This is a genomic window from Martinezella rhizogenes (assembly GCF_000799715.1).
Lineage (GTDB): Bacteria > Pseudomonadota > Alphaproteobacteria > Rhizobiales > Rhizobiaceae > Rhizobium > Rhizobium rhizogenes_C.
Genome location: NZ_JUHG01000013.1, coordinates 962,508 through 980,722, shown reverse-complemented (window position 1 = coordinate 980,722; position 18,215 = coordinate 962,508). Strand labels below are relative to the sequence as shown.

The 18,215-nt window shown below is 58.5% G+C and carries 16 protein-coding genes; 9 read left to right on the top strand and 7 right to left on the bottom strand.

What is annotated here, in order from left to right; all coding sequences use genetic code 11:
• Positions 1–8: 8 nt before the first annotated feature.
• The gene (locus EX00_RS16425; protein ID WP_234709027.1) at positions 9–803 is read right to left on the bottom strand and encodes an ABC transporter substrate-binding protein; all 795 of its coding nucleotides are present in this window, start codon (positions 801–803) and stop codon (positions 9–11) included.
• Positions 804–1,130: 327 nt separating this feature from the next.
• Between EX00_RS16425 and EX00_RS16420 the strand changes: the two genes are divergently transcribed.
• From EX00_RS16420 to EX00_RS30820, 4 genes are all read left to right on the top strand, one after another.
• Complete coding sequence (locus EX00_RS16420) at positions 1,131–2,024, top strand: GntR family transcriptional regulator (RefSeq protein WP_047459757.1); 894 nt, start codon at positions 1,131–1,133, stop codon at positions 2,022–2,024.
• Positions 2,025–2,611: 587 nt separating this feature from the next.
• On the top strand, positions 2,612–3,307 hold the full coding sequence (locus EX00_RS16415) for a helix-turn-helix transcriptional regulator (protein WP_162184545.1): 696 nt from the start codon (positions 2,612–2,614) through the stop codon (positions 3,305–3,307).
• Positions 3,308–3,379: 72 nt separating this feature from the next.
• On the top strand, positions 3,380–3,979 hold the full coding sequence (locus EX00_RS16410) for an acyl-homoserine-lactone synthase (RefSeq protein WP_047459750.1): 600 nt from the start codon (positions 3,380–3,382) through the stop codon (positions 3,977–3,979).
• 255 nt (positions 3,980–4,234) lie between these two features.
• Positions 4,235–5,005, top strand: coding sequence for a helix-turn-helix transcriptional regulator (locus EX00_RS30820; RefSeq protein ID WP_162184544.1), 771 nt, complete (start codon positions 4,235–4,237; stop codon positions 5,003–5,005).
• Positions 5,006–5,271: 266 nt separating this feature from the next.
• Here the strand turns inward: EX00_RS30820 and EX00_RS16400 are convergent, their stop codons facing one another.
• Complete coding sequence (locus EX00_RS16400; protein ID WP_080761260.1) at positions 5,272–6,609, bottom strand: peptidoglycan L,D-endopeptidase MepK; 1,338 nt, start codon at positions 6,607–6,609, stop codon at positions 5,272–5,274.
• Between the two features lie 532 nt (positions 6,610–7,141).
• On the opposite strand from EX00_RS16400, the gene EX00_RS16395 reads away from it, so the two are divergent.
• Positions 7,142–7,846 carry a carbonic anhydrase gene (locus tag EX00_RS16395; protein WP_047459747.1) on the top strand — a complete coding sequence of 235 codons (705 nt, stop codon included), beginning with the start codon at positions 7,142–7,144 and terminating at the stop codon, positions 7,844–7,846.
• Between the two features lie 4 nt (positions 7,847–7,850).
• Positions 7,851–9,377, top strand: coding sequence for a SulP family inorganic anion transporter (locus EX00_RS16390; RefSeq protein WP_047459743.1), 1,527 nt, complete (start codon positions 7,851–7,853; stop codon positions 9,375–9,377).
• Between the two features lie 153 nt (positions 9,378–9,530).
• On the opposite strand, the gene EX00_RS16385 is transcribed toward EX00_RS16390, so the two are convergent.
• The 5 genes from EX00_RS16385 to EX00_RS16365 form a co-directional block, all read right to left on the bottom strand.
• A complete protein-coding gene (locus tag EX00_RS16385; protein ID WP_047459741.1) occupies positions 9,531–10,313 on the bottom strand; it encodes an SDR family NAD(P)-dependent oxidoreductase in 783 nt (260 codons plus the stop codon).
• Positions 10,314–10,340: 27 nt separating this feature from the next.
• Positions 10,341–11,129, bottom strand: a complete 789-nt coding sequence (locus EX00_RS16380) for an SDR family oxidoreductase (RefSeq protein WP_047459739.1) — start codon at positions 11,127–11,129, stop codon at positions 10,341–10,343.
• A gap of 23 nt (positions 11,130–11,152) precedes the next feature.
• On the bottom strand, positions 11,153–12,631 hold the full coding sequence (locus tag EX00_RS16375; protein ID WP_047459737.1) for a sugar ABC transporter ATP-binding protein: 1,479 nt from the start codon (positions 12,629–12,631) through the stop codon (positions 11,153–11,155).
• Between the two features lie 22 nt (positions 12,632–12,653).
• A complete protein-coding gene (locus EX00_RS16370; RefSeq protein ID WP_047459735.1) occupies positions 12,654–13,583 on the bottom strand; it encodes a sugar ABC transporter substrate-binding protein in 930 nt (309 codons plus the stop codon).
• A 119-nt stretch (positions 13,584–13,702) separates the two neighbouring features.
• Entirely contained in the window at positions 13,703–14,683 is a 981-nt protein-coding gene (locus tag EX00_RS16365; RefSeq protein WP_047459733.1) for an ABC transporter permease, read from the bottom strand.
• Between the two features lie 223 nt (positions 14,684–14,906).
• Between EX00_RS16365 and EX00_RS16360 the strand changes: the two genes are divergently transcribed.
• The 3 genes from EX00_RS16360 (at position 14,907) to EX00_RS16350 (ending at position 18,204) form a co-directional block, all read left to right on the top strand.
• Positions 14,907–15,716 (top strand): transketolase, encoded by an 810-nt coding sequence (locus tag EX00_RS16360; RefSeq protein ID WP_047459732.1) that lies wholly within the window; start codon positions 14,907–14,909, stop codon positions 15,714–15,716.
• A complete protein-coding gene (locus EX00_RS16355; protein WP_047459731.1) occupies positions 15,716–16,672 on the top strand; it encodes a transketolase family protein in 957 nt (318 codons plus the stop codon). The genes EX00_RS16360 and EX00_RS16355 overlap by 1 nt, the downstream gene beginning before the upstream one ends.
• A gap of 65 nt (positions 16,673–16,737) precedes the next feature.
• A complete protein-coding gene (locus EX00_RS16350) occupies positions 16,738–18,204 on the top strand; it encodes an FGGY family carbohydrate kinase (RefSeq protein ID WP_047459730.1) in 1,467 nt (488 codons plus the stop codon).
• Positions 18,205–18,215: the final 11 nt, after the last annotated feature.

Sequence of the window (18,215 nt, the reverse complement as noted above, 5' to 3'; positions counted from 1 at the left end):
GTCGGGTGTCAGTTGAAGATCGACACGGAGGCCGGCAGCTTCCACTTCTCGATCAGGCTCTTATAGGTGCCATCCGCGACAATTTCGGCAAGCGCCGCCTTGATGGAGGCTTGAACAGCGGCATCCCCTTTTCGGGTGGCAATGCCGATGCTGGTGTTGGACTCAAACTCGCCACCAACGACCTCATAGACGCCCGGAACCGCCGCCTGAAGCACGACCGCCCCCGGCGTTGAATCATATTCCGCATCCGCACGTCCCTGCCGCAACGACAGCGCGGAATCCTGTGCCGTCGGCAGCGTCAGGACCGTCACGCCTGACAGCCCCTTGGCCTTGCAACGCGTATCGTCGGCACGCGCCTGATTTTCCTGAATGCCGCCAAGCGTGACGGCGATCGTCTTGCCGCAAAGCGTATCGTCCCGGCCGGTGATCTTGGCCGGATTGCCAGCCTGAACGATCACCTGATTGCCGATCTTCATATAGGGAATGAAGTCGACCTGCTCGGAACGCTTGTCGTTGATGTACATGGCCGAGTTGATGAGATCGATCCGGCTGGAGAGAAGCGCCGGGATCAATCCCTTGAACTCCATGTTCATCGGCACGGGCTTCGCGCTGAGTTTGGCCGCCAGCGCCGCGATCAGGTCGATATCGAAACCGGACAGAACTCCATCCTTCTGGAATTCAAACGGCGCGAATGTCGCCGCAACGCCGTAGGTGACAGCCCCGTTTTCGACCAGACCCGATTTTGGAAGATCGGCCGCAACGACGGATTGGGCGAGGAACAGGGGCAGGGCGAATGCGGTCATGAAAGATCGAAGCATGGCAGTTCCCTTTTTGCTTGATCGAGCTATGATTGCTCTGATTGATTACAACGGTACAATGTTGTCATCGAAAGTGTCAAGCACGGAAGGCGAAAAATAGGCATTTTTGAAATTGCCTAAATAATGAACTTTTGGGTGATTTCTTGAGCGTGCTTTGCCTTTCGGGAGAACTCGCACGGATTCTGTGCTCCTAAATGATTGCTTTCGCAATGAAAGTCGTGAGCTCCACGCTCTAATGAGATTGCCTGTGTTGCCCGTGCCGGTATTCATGTTGTATTGATTTCATAATTTAGTACAAAAATGGAAAGCCTGATGGCCAGCCTCCCACGTCAAGGTCGATACCGCCTTGCAAATCAGATTCTCGATCTCGCCCGAGATGCACGCTTCGAGCCGGGGCATCATTTGCGCGAACAGCAACTCGGCGATCTGATCGGCGTATCGAGAACACCGGTTCGCGCTGCACTGCTATTGCTCGCGGAGCGCGGTATCGTGGAGGCGCGCAGGAACCAGGGATTTTTCCTGAAGGCATTGCCGGAAGAGCTGCGGCGCGTTGAAGTGGAGGTGCCGGCGACAGCCGATCAGGATCTCTATTCCCGGATCGTGGAAGACCGTCTTTCCGGCGCGCTCCCGGAAACTTTCACGCAGTCGGAAATCGCTCGTCGTTTCGACGTAGACCGCATCCTTTTGCAGCGAACGCTCACCCATCTGGTCAATGATGGATTGCTGGCGCGAAACAGCGGCAGGGGTTGGACCTTTCGGCCCACACTTGACACACAGGTAGCCCTACGTAACAGCTACGATTTCCGCGCCACGATCGAGCCCGCCGGACTGCTTCTCAGCACCTTTCGCCATGATCCTGCCGCCTTGGAACGATGCCGTCTTCAGCATCTCTATCTGGAGGCGCATCCCGACATAACCTCCGTCAATCCGCGGCAATTGTTCGATACGGATGCGCAGTTCCATGAAATGATTGCCGAATTCAGCGGCAATGTCTTCTTCCTGCAATCCATCCAGCAGCAGAACAGGCTGCGGCGATTGCTGGAATTCGGAGGCTACACCAATCGCAGGCGGGTGAAGGACTGGTGCCGGGAACACGTAGCGATCCTCGATGCGATCGCATCGGGACAGCGCGAGCGCGGAGCCCAACTTATGACCCAGCATCTCCAGGCTGCTTTGTCGTTTGCTCCGCAATATGGCGCGTCATAACGGCAATCAACGGAATGCTTCTCCTCCGCAGGCTGGCGAATGCCAGCGGGTCGAAATTTTGACCAGCGCAATTGGGCGTTGCTAGCTTCATGGCCCTGGCTCGAGCCCTCTTGCAAACTCTACATCAGCTCGGAACTCTGACCCCGCTGCGCCGCCAAGGGGCCAGTTGTTAACAAGTTGAGCGGGAGCTCCTTGCAGCACTTCCCCGAATTCATCAGCAAGACCAAGACCTCGCTGGCAATAAAACCGGGCGCGCAGCCGGAAAATGTTCGCTCTGACGGAAAGCCCACGTCATATTGGATCGTCAATCAGCTGCATGGAATGTATAATATGCCCGGATGCTTCTGGTCTTATTGCGTCCAAATCCGTCTCTGGAAGCGATCGCCGCTCAACGGTCTCATGAAAGAAGCCAGAGCATTCGAGATATCCAAGAGAAATTAGCCAAAGCATTACCGCCCAACGGGCCTCGCATAGCGATGCTTTTATTCTCCTATATTACAACTATAAAGACGGTTGATATGTTGAAACACTGGATACTGCCCGGGGATCCGATATTCCCACTCCGAACCCTTGAGGAAATACAATATTTGCTGGCGGAGCTCGAAGCCTGCACGACGCAGGAGGAGTTGGCCGATGTTGTCATTCGCTACGTCCAGCCATTTGGCGCCAATAACGTCTTGGTCGGCACCATGCCGCAGATTGGCGCCACCAAACGTCAGCAAATAGGTCATGTTTTGATCAATGCTTGGCCGAATGACTGGTCGGCTCGCTATTTTTCAATGAATTACCTCTTCAAGGACCCAACCATAAAACTGGTGCGCGAAGGGCTCGAGAGTTTTTTCTGGGATGATGATGAGGTCGTCGCGGTTCGATCGGGAATAACGGTGATGGAAGAGGCCCGGGAGTTCGGGTTAGCGCAGGGTTTTACCATGACGCTTCCAAGCCTTGGGCGTGAACATGTGGGATTTTCGATTGCCGGCGAGCGCCTTGAACTATCGCCTGAAAACAAGAGGAACCTGGCTCTTGTCGCAAGTTTTGCAGTGTATCGCGCCCTGCGTATCAGGCACACCCTTCAGAATGGCAGTATTCTCAAACTCACGGGACGAGAGCGTGAGGTGCTTCAACTGGCAGCCGAAGGCTTGAAGGAACGGCAAATCGCCGTGCGCTTGGGCGTTACGGACCATGCCATCGACAAGTACATGCGCTCCTGCCGCGAAAAGCTAGGTTCGCTTAATACCAATCACGCGATCGCAATCGCGCTGCGAAAAGGTATGATTTCATGAGGTACGCTTTTCCGTACCTGCCCAAATAAGAAAATGGTTGGATAATCGTCCTGCAAAAAGGAGATTATCTCAATGCTTCATATCATCAATGCTCAGAATATTCACGAATACCGAGAGGAAATGGATCAGGCATTTCGTCTGCGGCATCGCGTGTTCGTTGAGGAACGCGGATGGAGTGATCTGGCACAAGCCGACGGACGGGAAATCGACCAGTTTGATACCGCCGACGCCATACACATGCTTTTCATCGACCAGGGTGAGGTCCTTGGATATCAACGAATGTTGCCATCCACCAAGCCGCATCTGCTTTCCGACGTGCTGCCGCAGCTCTGCGAAGAAGAAAGGCCGGTTGGCCCGCATATATGGGAATGGACACGTTATTGCGTCGCGCCCAGCTATAGAGAACATGGCAGAGCCTTGAGTGCGGTCTCCAACACGCTCCTTTCGGGTTTTGTGGAGTGGGGGCTGGACAATGAAATCGGCACCGTGATCATCGAGATGCAGCCGTTGTGGATTCTTCGTCTTCTGCAGCTCCATTTCAAGGTCAGCGCCCTCGGATTGCCACAAATGATTTCGGGCGAAGACGTGGTGGCGGTTACCGCAGCGTTTGATCACCGCACACTGGCGAAGCTTCGATCTCTGAAGACGGACCTGCGCCGTCGCGCTGCTTAGACCAAATACAGTAACGTCCTTTGGCGACACGACCACATTCGCCTGTTCAATCTGTAACCTTCAACTCCCGTGAAATTGGTTGTCCAGCATGCCGCCGACTAGGCGCGTGTTGGACGGCCGATTATCGCTGCGGCGGCGAGTTGTGTTTTTGGCCTGCCGATCTCGATGTTTTCCAATTCTGCTCTATTTAGGCTTTATGTTAAATGCGTTATGTTGAATATTATTAGTTCCGATTTAAAACTACGCGAGACCCAGATGAATAGGAATACGTCGCCGTTTCCCAGCGGGCCGGTATCGGCGCAATCGCTTGAGGAAACCATGGCCTTGATAGTTGCCATGGAGGCAGCGCAAACCGAGGCGGATATCCTGAAGCAAGTTCTCGTTTATGTCGGGCGATTCGGTGCGACGAATGTCCTGGCTGGAACAATGCCAGCACTCGGGCAGATGAAGCGACAGCAAGTCGGCCACATTCTTCTCAACGCGTGGCCGAACGATTGGATGTCCCACTACTTCAGTAACGATTATCTACACCACGACCCCACGATATGGATGGTCAGGGAGCAGCATTCGCCGTTTCTTTGGCGAGAGATAGAGATGCAACGGCTGCAGAGCGGTGTGGCGCGCCTTGTCATGGGGGAAGCCAAGGAGTTTGGACTGCGGAACGGCTTTACCGTCGCTTTGCAAACATTGGAAGGCACTGCAATTGGCTTCTCAATCGGTGGCGAGCATATCGAGATAAGTGAGCAAGAGCGCGATCAGCTGAAACTGCTGGCGACCTTTGCCGTGGACCGAGCGCTCCAGCTCAAGGAGTTCGATCAGCTTCCGCTCCTGAAGGGCGTTACGCTGCGCGAACGACGGGCGCTACAGTTGGCAGCCGATGGTTTAAAAGATCATGAGATTGCCATTCGGATGGGTATTTCCCATCACGGTGCGGAGAAACATTTGCGTTCGGTTCGTAGCAAGCTTGAGGCAAAGAACACAACCAACGCGATAGCGATAGCCATGCGTCTCGGCCTCATGCGATAAGTATGGACGTTCTAGAGACGAGGGCTCCCCGTCGACCGCTCGGCGCAAACGAAGATTGATATTTGCAGGCTTTATTGATATTTGCAGGCTTTAAGGCAATGCGGAATCGCAAAAATGAAGTCGGATGAATCGTGATCAAAGGTTCGGAACCTTTCAAGGCGAGAAGGTATTTCAGGCCGCCAACAACCGTACAATCCGCTGACTGCCATCACTGGCGTGGGGAAGCTCCCGGCTTGTTCGATGGATGCGCGACGCGATAGCGGGTTTTAGCCTTCGAAGCCAAACCTATCGACATTGAATGTATCCTCTACAACCTCGGAAGCGTTGCTCCCGGCACCGGTTGCCTCTTGTTCTACAGGAAGCGCGGCACCGACCAGGCTGGGGAGCGTCATTTCGATCGTGGTGCCCGCGGGCTGCAAGGCCCATGCAACGAGAGCCTTGGTGGACATGGCGCCGACGCCGCCTGATACTTCTCGCGAGGCGGAAGCCGGCAGGGTGGCTATGGGCTGCATCCTTGCGATATCGCTATCGATGGAATCTCTGCGTTGATCCGCAAGGAGCAATTTGCCAACGGGGCTGCGGCCCACCACCAGGCTTGCCAGAGCCATGGGAACGGTTTTGGCGGAGGCGTCCGCACTGGCTATGATGCTGTTATCCGGTCGGAGCGTTGGCAGTGGCACCACATAGGATGCAAGGTCGGTGAAGCGCTGATTTTCATTGTCTTCGTTGACCTGTCTGCCGAGTTGAAGCTCCAGTCCGGTCTTGGCCCGGCTTCGAGGCGTGGGCAACAGGCTGGTGACTAGGCTCCCGCCAGTCGGCTCGCCAGGGGAGGATATCGACGCGGTTTTGATTTCGTCTTGGTCAGCCGCAATGTCGGCAATCTGGTTCGCCGTCGGGCGGAGACGCTTTTTTGATCCAGCGACTGCCACTTCGTAACCTGGTAGCGGCCTGCCGTCCGCCGGTAGATGCAGGGTCCGTCCGGTTGGAAAGAGCCGTGCCAGTTCCTGACGCGACATTCTCGGCCACGCCCGGACATTGCCGACGTCCAGATGTACAAACGGCGATCCGGATGTCGGATAAAAGCCAACGCCGCCCACCTGCATCTGCATCGCCACCGCCCGCAGCGTCGCAAGCTTTACGCCCGGTATGTAGAAGTCCATCGCCTTGCCGAGCGTATGTTGGCTGTGCTTTGCGACACCGGAACTCCGAGACCGGCCTCGCAACATGCTGTTGGTGGATGGCGAGCGGTAGGCCGAGACCACATGAATGGCTTCCTTTGCGTCACTGCGGCGATAGACTTCCCAGACCAGATCGAGCAACTCCGGATCGATCCTGGTAGGTTCGTTCTTTCGCCAATCGCGCAGGAAACGATTGATCTGCGCCAGGCCCTTCGGGTCGAATTTACCGCCGCGCTTGAAGACGATGGTCGCCTTTTCCCCCGTGTGTGTAAAGAAGAGCTTGAGTGCCCGGTCGTCCGCCGCCGCCTGTGCGGATCCTGCCAAGGCACTCAGTAGCAGCAATGCGATCAGCGCCACCCGGTGAACGGCGAATGATAAAGCCGTGGCTAAGGTTATCGCTGGGATGGAGAGGATCGCTTGGTGCACGGGTACGACTTTCGTCTTTGGTAAAAGACACTGGATATCGGGGACGCCGCATCTGTGACGTCGCTTCGCCTCCAATTATGGTCAACAGATCCCTAACAGACGGTTTATGAGGCAAGCACCAAAGTGTGGCTGTTCGATGCGAGTTGCGGAGAAGGCCGGGCAGGTCTTTGCGAATGTCGCCCGGGATTATGCGACATGGCTGAGCGACGGGCTCGGAAGCGACGAAGGTGGTTCGTGAAAACCGCAATCATCGCATCGGCTTAACCGAAGAGCCGCTATCGATCTGTTCCCGCGGCATGGGACGAAAGCCCTGTTGCACGAAGCGATTCACCATTACCCCTCAAATCAAACCATCTCACAACGTGCTCACGTCGTTTTGATACTTTGGCGACGGCTAATGGACACTCCGGCCATTTCCTTCGCGGCGCACCTTTCTTATTTCGCACTTGCACAAATATGAATGTGCTAATTTGCCGGGCTAGGGTGCACCCCCAGCCTTCTGTCCGGCCCCTGAGTAAAAAAGGACCAGACAATGAATGATTTGCTAAAAGGCATATCCAGCTTTCGCGGCGTGGTTTTCCCGAACCATTCAGCGCTTTATCGCAGGCTCGCGCAGGAGGGCCAGCAGCCGCAGGCTTTGATGATTTCCTGCGCGGATAGCAGGGTGATGCCGGAAACAATCACGCAGTCGGGACCTGGGGAGCTGTTTGTGTGCCGCAATGCCGGCAACATCGTTCCACCATTCTCCACGGCAAATGGCGGCGTTTCTTCTGCCATCGAATATGCCGTCCTCGCACTCGGAGTTCGCGACATCATCGTTTGCGGCGATTCCGACTGCGGCGCAATGAAAGGGCTTTGCTGCCCGGAATTGCTGAAGCCGATGCCGAATGTTGCTGCCTGGCTGAAACACAGCTATGCCGCCCACTCGATCGTTTGCGAGGCCTATCCGGCCGATTTGTCCGAACGTCAAAAGGTGCGGGCCGTGGCCATGGAGAATGTCGTTGTCCAGCTGGATCATCTTCGCACGCATCCTTCCGTCGCGGCTAAGCTTGCGACCAACGACGTGACGCTGCACGGCTGGTTCTTCGATATCGAAACCGGTGAGGTACAGGTTTACGACGGTGCAGCCGCAAGCTTTACCGAGATATATGAGGACCGGCCATTGCCGGTTGCGGTGACCGGCCGCGGTCACCCTCAGGTCATGCCGCGGGCTGCGGCAGCCCTTGCGGCGGAGTAGTGCCATGATCAATAGCTCTGCTCTCTCCCGCGACTTCGCTTCCTCGTTGGTCGTTTTCCTCGTCGCCATTCCCCTTTGCCTCGGTATTGCCGTCGCCTCCGGCGTGCCTGTGGCCATGGGCCTGATCTCCGGCATCGTTGGCGGTATCGTGGTCGGCTTGCTGGCCGGGTCGCCATTGCAGGTCTCAGGACCCGCCGCGGGCCTTGCGGTGGTCGTCTTCAGCTTTGTCGAGCAATATGGGATCGCCATGCTCGGTCCGGTGCTGGTTGTTGCCGGGCTTCTGCAAATCCTTGCCGGCTTTCTTCGGATCGGCTCCTGGTTCCGGGCGATCTCGCCGGCTGTCGTTCATGGCATGCTGGCCGGCATCGGCATCCTAATCATTCTCGGGCAAGTGCATGTATTGATGGGTGCCCAGCCCGCGGCTGGCGGCATCGAGAATGTTACCGCCATGGAGAGAACGATCGGGCGCCTCTGGGGGACCGGCTTGACGAAGGAGGCGGCCGCCTTGCTGGTCGGTCTGATTTCTCTACTCGCCATGATCGGCTGGGAAAAATTCCGGCCAAAATCGCTGATGCTGGTTCCCGGCGCGCTTGTGGGCGTTGCGGCGGGAACGGTGCTGACCGTCGCCATGCAATTGCCGATCGCCAGGGTCGAGGTTCCGGCCTCACTGATCGATAGCATTTCACTGCCGACGTTGGAGAGCTTCCGGTTAATGGCACAGCCGGGCATTATCGTCACGACCTTGGTGATTGCGGTCATCGCGAGTGCTGAGACCTTGTTGTCGGCCGCCGCTGTCGACCGCATGCATGACGGTGTCAGGACGCGCTTCAACAAGGAGCTTTTCGCGCAAGGCATCGGCAATGCGCTATGCGGTTTCCTCGGTGCATTGCCGATCACCGGCGTCATCGTGCGCTCTTCGGCCAATATCCAGGCCGGGGCGCGAACACGAGCCTCGGCGGTCCTGCACGGTGTCTGGATCCTCGGGCTCGTGGCGCTGCTGCCGCAATTGCTCGGCCTCGTGCCACTGACGGCGCTCGCGGCCGTGCTGCTCGTCACCGGATGGCGGCTGATCAGCCTTCATCACGTGCGCCATCTTTTCGATCATCACGGCTGGGTACCGGTCGGGATCTGGGCGGCGACCGTCGCCATGGTCGTGGTGCAGGATCTGCTTGTCGGCGTTGCGCTTGGCCTGGCGCTGTCGATCCTGGAAGTCTTCCCGCATCTACGACGCAAACTCGCCATTGACCGGTCAGAGGATGCGGACGTGGTTCATGTCGCTCTCGCCGGGGTGGCGACATGCAAGGATGTGCCGGTCCTTCTCAATATGCTGGAGACGCTTCCTGCGAGCCGCAAAGTGCGGATTGCCGGCGGGGACCTGCACTATCTCGACCACACCTGCGCGGAGACCCTACGCGAATGGTTGAAGCGGGAGAGGAAGATAGGCCGTATTGTCGAGATCCAGCATCCTCCCGCCGGCCGCCATCCTCGGCTGATACCGATCTTCGAACGTTTGTCGGCGGAGGTTGCGTGAGATAAATTCGAACCAGAGCGGACGCCCAAGGGCGTCCGTTACCGCGATGAGCAGTCCTCGGGCGCTTCGGAATTTCGATCGGTTCAATACCATCGAGGCGGAGGCAAGCGGCATCTGTGCAGTGAATGGTCTGTTCATGCCCAGCGAATGCACTCAAGACATGATCAAGCCGCCATCGACGTTGATCGTCTGGCCGGTAATATAGGCTGCATCATCGCTGGCGAGGAAGGTCACAAGGCCAGCGACATCCTCCCCGGAACCCGCCCGTTTCATCGGGATGCCGTCAACCCATTCCTTCATGAGTTCGCCAGGGCCGTAGTCGCCGAGCAACTTGCCCCAGGCCTGATCGTTGTAAGCCCACATATCGGTCTCGATGATCCCCGGGCAGAAAGCGTTGACGGTGATGTTCTCAACCGCGACTTCCTTGGCCAGGCTTTGGGTGATCCCGACGACGCCCATCTTCGAGGCTGCATAATGGGGCGTGTAGATGAAGCCGTCTCGCGCCTGGCCCGATGCGGTGTTGATGATGCGGCCACCACGGCGATGCTTGCGCATGCGCGCGATCGCCTCCTGGGCACACAGGAACACGCCCTTTGTGTTGACAGCCATAACCTTGTCCCAGTCCGCTTCGGACAGGTTCTCGACGCGCGATATGGTGATGACGCCGGCATTCTGGATGGAGACATCGACGGAGCCGAATTCGCGTTCGGCGGCGTCGAACAGGGCAACGACGCTGCTCTTGTCCGTGACGTCGCCGACGAACGACGCGGCACGGCCGCCATGGCTCCTGATGTCATCGGCCACCGCGTGGACATTTTCCTCGTTCGCCGAGACAAGCACATTCGCGCCTTCCCGCGCGAACCGCTTTGCGATGGCAGCGCCGATCCCCCGGCTCGCACCGGTGACGACGACAGTCTTATTTTCGAAGCGTTGCATGGAACTCCTCCCTTTCATTGCGCGTGATCACCAGGCGCAGAATCCACCGTCGACCAGGAGATCGACGCCGGTTACGAAGCTTGCGGCATCCGAGAGCAGAAACACGGCGGGACCGACCATCTCATCGACGGCTGCCATGCGCTGCATCGGAGTCTGCTCTTCGAAAAGCTTGGTCTGGTGAACCATCTCCGGCCGGGTGTTCATCGGTGTCGCCGTGTAGCCGGGCGAAATCGTGTTGACGCGGATGCCGCGCCCGACCCACTCCATCGCCATGGACTTCGACATATGGATCACGCCCGCCTTGGAGGCGTTGTAGTGGCATTGGTTAAGTCCACGATTGACGATGACGCCGGACATGGAGGCGATGTTGACGATGGAACCCTTGCCATGCTTGAGCATGGAGCGGGCTTCCGCCTGGCAGGAGAGGAACACACCCTTGAGATTGATGTCCATCAGGGTCTGGTACTGATCTTCTTCCATGTCTTCGGCGGGATTGGCGTTCGCGATGCCGGCCGCATTCACCGCCAGCGACAGATGGCCAAGTTCGGCTTCCGTCCGCGCGACTGCTTCTGCCAGCGATGCCTTGTTCGTCACATCGGCCGCGATCTGGATCGAGCGGCGGCCGGCCTGACGTATAAACCCCGCTGTCGTGGACAGGCCGTCGTCATCCCTGCGATCAAGGAGCGCAATATCCGCGCCGCATTGCGCAAGACCGATCGCGATGCGTTGCCCGATGCCGCTGCCGGCACCGGTGACAAAGGCGATCTGCCCGGCAAGATCGAAAAGCTTCGGCGCATTCAGAGTGATGTCAGGCATCGCTCTTCCTTTCTTCATTCGTTCTAGATTGTAGCCAATTCCATGATGGAGACGTCGTTCGCCTGGTCGCGATCCAGAATGCCGGCTTGCTTGCCTTGCGCAAGAACGAGAATCCGGTTCGAAACGCCAAGCACTTCCTCAAGATCGGAGCTGACGACGATGACGGCGACGCCGCGTTTTGCCAGCCCGACGATAATGTCGTAAATGCCGGCGCGTGCTCCAACGTCGATACCGCGCGTCGGCTCGTCGAGAACGACGACCTTTGGGTCGCGCATTAGCCATTTGGCGATCACGATTTTCTGCTGGTTTCCGCCGGAAAGGTCGGAGGCGAGTTGATCGCCGCGCCCCTTGATCCCGAAGGTCGAGATGGCTTTCCTCGCAAAGTCGCGCTTCATCGACGGCGTGATCCACCGGCGGCCGAACCGGTCCAGATTGGCGTAGACGAGGTTTTCGCCGATGCGATGGCTGACGACGAGGCCCTGGAGCTTCCGATCCTCCGGCACCATCACGATGCCCCTTGCGATCGCATCGGCGGGACTGCGCAGCGCCAGCTGCTCTCCATTGAGGTGAACCACGCCCGCTTTCAGCGGGTCGGCACCTGAAATCGCGCGCACCAGCTCGGTTCGCCCGGCGCCGACGAGCCCTGCTATTCCGAAAATCTCGCCGGCCCGGACCTCGAAGCTCACATCCTTGAAAGAGCCGTCCACGGCCGTCAGGCCCTCGACCTTGAGGACCGACCGGTCCTGCGGAGCCGGCAAGGCGGGAAACAGCCTGTCGAGCGAGCGCCCGACCATGCTTTCGACGATGGTGCGAACCGGTGTTGCGCTATCGGCGAATTCCTGCACCCGCTCGCCGTCGCGCAGCACGACGATGCGATCCGTGATGCGTTTGATTTCGTCCATTCGGTGCGAGATGTAGATAATCCCGACCCCTTCGGAGCGCAGCTTGCGGACCTGTTGAAACAGAGCCTCGGTTTCCGCACCGCCGAGTGCTGCCGTCGGTTCATCGAGGATCAGCAGCTTTGCGTCCAGCGCCAGGGCCTTTGCAATTTCGATCAGCTGCTGATTTGCCGTCGAAAGGCCCGCGACTTTCCTCGTGGCGGGAATGTGCAGGTTCAAGCGCGACAGTTGTTCCTGCGCGCGCTTGACCATCTGCGCACGATCCACGATCCCGTTCTTCATCGGCCAACGGCCGATGAAGACATTCTCGGCAATCGTCAGTTCCGGCAGAAGCTGAAGCTCCTGATGGATCAGCACGACGCCCTTGTCGATCGCGTCCCGGGGGGAGGCAGGGGCGTAAGGCTGCCCCTGCCATGTCATCGTTCCTTCAGAAGGAGTACGTGATCCGGCAATAATGCCCGACAAGGTCGACTTGCCGGCGCCGTTTTCACCGAGGAGGGCGACAACCTCTCCGGGGTAAACGTCGAGGCTGACGTTCTTGAGGACCTCAAGCGGGCCATAGCGCTTCGAGATGCCCCGAAGAGAGAGAACCGGTTCCGTCATATCACCACTCCCGAGCCTGAATTTATGGATGGTTGGCGATAAAGCCTTCGACGTTGTCCTTGGTGGTGAGCGTCGCATCCATCAGCTGAACCGGCGGCACCTTCTCGCCGCCAACGATCTTGACGGCCATGTCGACGGCCGCGCGACCCATCTTCTGCGTCTGCTGTGTCGCGGTGACGTCGAAAACACCGTTCTTGAGGGCCTCAAGAGCAGCGGTATCACCGTCAAAGCCGCCGACGACGATCTTTTGCGACGGGTTGCCGACCTTGATGGCCTGCGCCGCGCCCAATGCCAGACCGTCTGCCTGGGCAAACACGATGGAAACGTCAGGATGTGCCTGGAGCATGTTCTGCATGATCTGGAAGCCCTCATCCTGGCTCCACATGTTGGACCACTGCTCTGCGACGATCTTCACACCCGGGTTTGCCTTGACGGCTTCCATGCAGCCCTTGGTGCGATCGACTTCCGGGGTCGTGCCCTTCTGGCCGTGAATGATCACCATGTTGCCTTTGCCGCCGGCCTTTTCGATGATGTGCTTGCACACGGCATTGGCCGAGGCGACGGAGTCGGTCGCAAGGAAAGTATCGCCCGGAGCGCCATCGGCATTGCGGTCCACATTGATGACCGGAACGTCCGCCTGGTGCGCGAGTTTCACGGGAATGGTCGCCGCCGCCGCACCCGCCGGGATGTAGATCAGCGCATCGATGTTCTGGGTGAGAAGATCCTGGATCTGGTTCACCTGCGTCGGGCCATCGCCCTTCGCATCGACCGTCACGACCGTGATGCCGCGGGTCTTGGCTTCGGCTTCAACGGCCTGCTTGATCTGATTGAAGAAATTTGCCTGAAGGTTGGCGACCGCGAGGCCAAGCTTCTTGACCTCCTTGGCCTGCACCGATCCGAATGAAAGGGCGAGGGCGGCGGCAGTCGTCAGTAGAATGCGAGACAGTTTCATGAGTTCCTCCGTAAGTTTGACCTTGCCTTCGGGTGTTTCCTCCGCCCTGGGGCCTTTTGATCCGCTCCAATTGTTAGGAGAGGAATTCTGGAATGCGCGGCCGAGCGGACCGCTCAAAATCATCCCTTCTTGCGGCGGAGCGTCTCAGCGCCGACGGCGAGCACGATGACCACACCGATAATGACCTGCTGCAGGAAAGGGGAGACATTCAGCAAATTGAGACCGTTGCGCAGCACGCCGATGATGAGCACGCCGATCAGGGTGCCGCCGATACCGCCGGCCCCACCCGAAAGTGAGGTGCCGCCGATGACGACCGCCGCGATGGTGTCGAGTTCATAGCCGAAGCCGCTCGAGGGCTGGACGGCATCGAGGCGAGCGGCAAGGACAATCCCCGCCAGGCCGGCAAGTATTGCGCAAACGACGTAAACGCCGATCGTCACGAGCGCCACATTGATGCCGGCGAGGCGGGCAACCTCCGGGCTTCCGCCGACGGCGTAGAGCATGCGGCCTTCCGAACGGTATTGCAGGAAAAGCCAGGCGACGAGGACGATGGCGAGCATCACGAAGACGGTGGCCGTCAGCACGCCGAAATGCCGGTCGATCGCCAGCATCGTGAACCAATCCGGGAAGCCGACGATCTGCTGCCCATCGGTGATCATATTGGCAACGCCGCGCGCGACCGACATCATCGCAAGCGTTGCGATGAAGGCTGGAACCCGGAAACTCGTCACCATCACGCCGACAATCAGGCCGCTAAATGCTGAGGCAAGGAGTGCCAGGGGAACGGCGACCGCCATCGGCAGCCCCGCGACGTTTGCAACCCATCCCATGATCATCATTGACAAGGCGAGCACCGATCCAACCGACAGATCGATGCCGCCGATGAGAATGACGAAGGTCATTCCGACGGACATGATGCCGAGAACGGTAATCTGGTCGAGAATGTTCAATGCGTTCCGCGTCGAAAGAAACGTATCGGTCGCAACGCTTAGAAATGCGCAGAGTAGCAGCAGTCCAATCAGGGGACCTGTCGCTCCGCCGAGCCATGCGAGCGAATTCCTGGACTGTTGAGCCGGCTCTTGAACACCGAGTGCGGACATTGTTCCTCCCACCCATTCGCTGAATGCGAGATTTAATTCTCGCAATAGAATAATTATTCACAAGTGTTGAAAAATGCACTACCGCCTCTTTCTGGTCGTGTCAATAGGCCTGTAGGCGCAAGTGCTCGAGGTCGCGCAAAGCTATATTCAGAAATTGGCTTGACTAGAGCGCAGTTTATGCAAAAATATGTGATAGTGAATATTTATGCATAGAGGAAGCGTCATGCAATGGAAGGAACTTGAGCGCACCGCGCGTCAGATACGTCTGCGCGATCTGGAAGCGGTATATGCGGCGGGCGCGGGCCATATTGGCGGGGAGATGTCGGCGATCGATATCCTGACCGCGCTCTATTTCCATGTGTTGAAGATCTATCCGGACAACGCGAAGCATCCTGAGCGGGACCGGTTCGTTCTCTCGAAGGGACACACCGCATGCGCCCTCTACATTACCCTGGCGAAGCGCGGTTTCTTCCCCGAGGATGAGATTTCGACCTTCCTGCAGCCGCACTCGCGTCTTAACGGGCACCCGAACTGCAACAAGGTTCCCGGTGTCGAAACCAATACCGGTCCGCTCGGACATGGTCTTCCGGTTGCCATCGGTATCGCAAAGGCCGGCAAGCTTACCGCCGCGGCCTACCATACCTATGTGATGACCGGTGATGGTGAGATGCAGGAAGGATCGAACTGGGAAGCGATCATGGCTGCGGCCCAGTTCGGGCTGGATAACCTGACGCTGATCATCGACCACAATCGGTTCCAGCAAGGTGCTGCCCTTGCCGATACCAACGATGTCGCGCCATTGAGGCCGAAGCTCGAAGCATTCGGCTGGGAGGTCACCGAGATCAACGGCAATGAAATGGCGGAGATCGTTCCGGCGCTTCAGCATCGGGGTGCTCGCCCGCATTGCATCGTGGCCCATACCAACAAGGGCCACGGCATCTCGTTCATGCAGGACCGGGTCGACTGGCACCACAAGGTGCCGAATAAGGAACAGTACGAACTCGCAGTCGCAGAACTGTCGGAGGCACTTTAATGAACGCGCCCATCTCAACTACCGCTTTGCACGACTGCCGCGATGCGTTTGCCGCGACCCTGGAGAGGATGGCATCGGCCGATCAGACGATCGTCGCCGTCTGCAATGACTCGGTCGGCTCCTCGAAGCTCGGCGGCTTCAAATCGAAGTTTCCGGACCGCTTGATCAACGTCGGTATCGCCGAGCAAAACATGGTGGGCGTTGCCGCGGGACTTGCCAATGGCGGGCGCATCCCCTTTGTCTGCGCCGCATCCTGCTTCCTGACCGGTCGCGCGCTGGAACAGATCAAGGCCGACATTTCCTACTCGAATGCCAACGTCAAGCTGATCGGCATTTCATCGGGCATGGCTTACGGTGAGCTCGGCCCCACGCATCATTCCATCGAAGACTTTGCATGGACGCGCGTTTTGCCGAACTTGCCGGTCATTGCGCCGTGCGATCGCATCGAGACTGCGGCGGCGATCGAATGGGCCGCGCGTTATGCAGGTCCTTGCTTCCTTCGCCTGTCGCGTGTCGGCGTGCCGGATCTTCTTCCCGAGGGTCATAAGTTCGTGCCCGGCCGGGCAAATCTTCTTCGCAACGGTGAGGACGTGACGCTGATCGCCAATGGAACGCTGACGCATCGCATGCTGAAAGCGGCGGATATACTGGCAAGGCAGGGTGTCGACGCACGCGTGCTCAATATGGCAACGGTGCGCCCCATCGATGAAGATGCGATTATCGCAGCCGCAAGGGAAACCGGTGCGATCGTGACCGCTGAAGAGCACTCGATCTACGGCGGCCTTGGCTCCGCCGTCGCCGAGGTCGTGGTCGACAATGCGCCGGTGCCGATGAAGCGTCTGGGCGTTCCAGGCATCTATGCGCCAACCGGCTCCGCCGAATTTCTGCTGGATGAGTTTGGTATGGCTCCGAGTGCCATTGCTGAGGCGACGCTTGCCCTGTTGAAGCGGAAGTGAGCAACCGCGCTTAGCGGCTTTCGACGTGGCGTTCATGCGCCGATATTGATGCGGAGAAGACTTTCATGCGCGCCATTCTGGCAATCGATCAGGGCACCACCAACTCCAAAGCCATTTTGGTCTCGGAGACAGGCGAGCTGATCTCGCGTGGCGCGGCTCCGGTCGGCATCAGCTATCCTCAATCTGGTTGGGTCGAGCAGGATCCCAACCGGATCTGGCAGTCCGTTTGCGAAGCCGTGCGCCTCTGCATCGAAGCGGCGCCGCAGGTGACGATCGAAGCCGTGGCGGTTTCCAATCAGCGGGAATCCGTGACGATCTGGGATGGTGAAACCGGAGAGGCTCTCGGCCCCGTCGTCAGCTGGCAGTGCCGCCGGACGGCGCCGGATTGTGCCCGGTTGATCGAGCACGGTCATTCGCATCGGGTCGAGCAGATCACCGGTCTTCCCATCGACCCGATGTTTCCCGGATCGAAAGTGCGGTGGCTTCTCGATCGCGCCCCGATAGGGCGTTCGATCCGGATCGGCACGGTGGACAGCTGGCTGATCCATCGCCTGTCCGGGGGCAGGCGGCATGTGTGCGACGCCTCCAACGCCGCGCGAAGCCAGCTCTTCGATCTCAAGTCGCAGCAATGGAGCGACGAGCTTTGTGCCTTGTTCGGCGTCGCCAAACAGGTATTGCCGGAGGTGCTGGATAGCTCCGGGGACTTCGGAACGACCGCGAATGTGCCTGGCGTGCGCGATGGTACGCCGATCGGTGCGGCAATCGGCGATAGCCACGCAGCCCTTTTCGGACATGGGGCCTATAAAGCCGGCGATGGAAAGGTGACGTTCGGAACAGGGTCGTCCGTCATGACCACACTGCCGCACTTCATCGCTCCGAGCAATGGCGTCACCACCACGGTCGCCTGGCGCATTGCCGGCAATCCGACCTTTGCCTTCGAGGGCAACATCCTCGTCTCGGCTGCCAGCCTGCCATGGATGACGGATGTGCTTGGACTACCGGACGTTGCCGCACTGATCGAGCTGGCATCGACCGCAGAATCTGGCGGCCCCGGTTTCGTGCCGGCCTTTGTCGGCCTTGGCGCACCGCATTGGAATTCCGACGCGCGTGCCCTGTTTTCTCAGATCGGCTTCAACACGACCAGGGCGCAAATGGCGAGAGCCGTGACGGATTCGATCGCGTTTCAGGTTCATGATGTCTTTGCGGCGATGCAAAGCCAAAATGGCGGGACGATCGGTGCGCTCTATGTCGATGGCGGCCCCAGCAAGAATACGTTTTTGATGCAATGCGTTGCTGACCTCCTGCAGCATTCGGTCATTCAATGCGAAAGCCCGGAGGCGTCGGCTCTGGGTGCGGCTTATCTTGCCGGCCTGTCGCTCGGTATGTGGCCGGATCTAAAGGCTATCGCGCGCCTGCCACGCAGCAATACGGTCATAGGACCGCAAGCGAATGTTTCGCCGGAGAAACTTAATACGTGGAGCGATGCCATTGCCCGCTCGACGTTGGCCCCGCCGCCCGCTAATGGTGAATAAAAATTCACGGC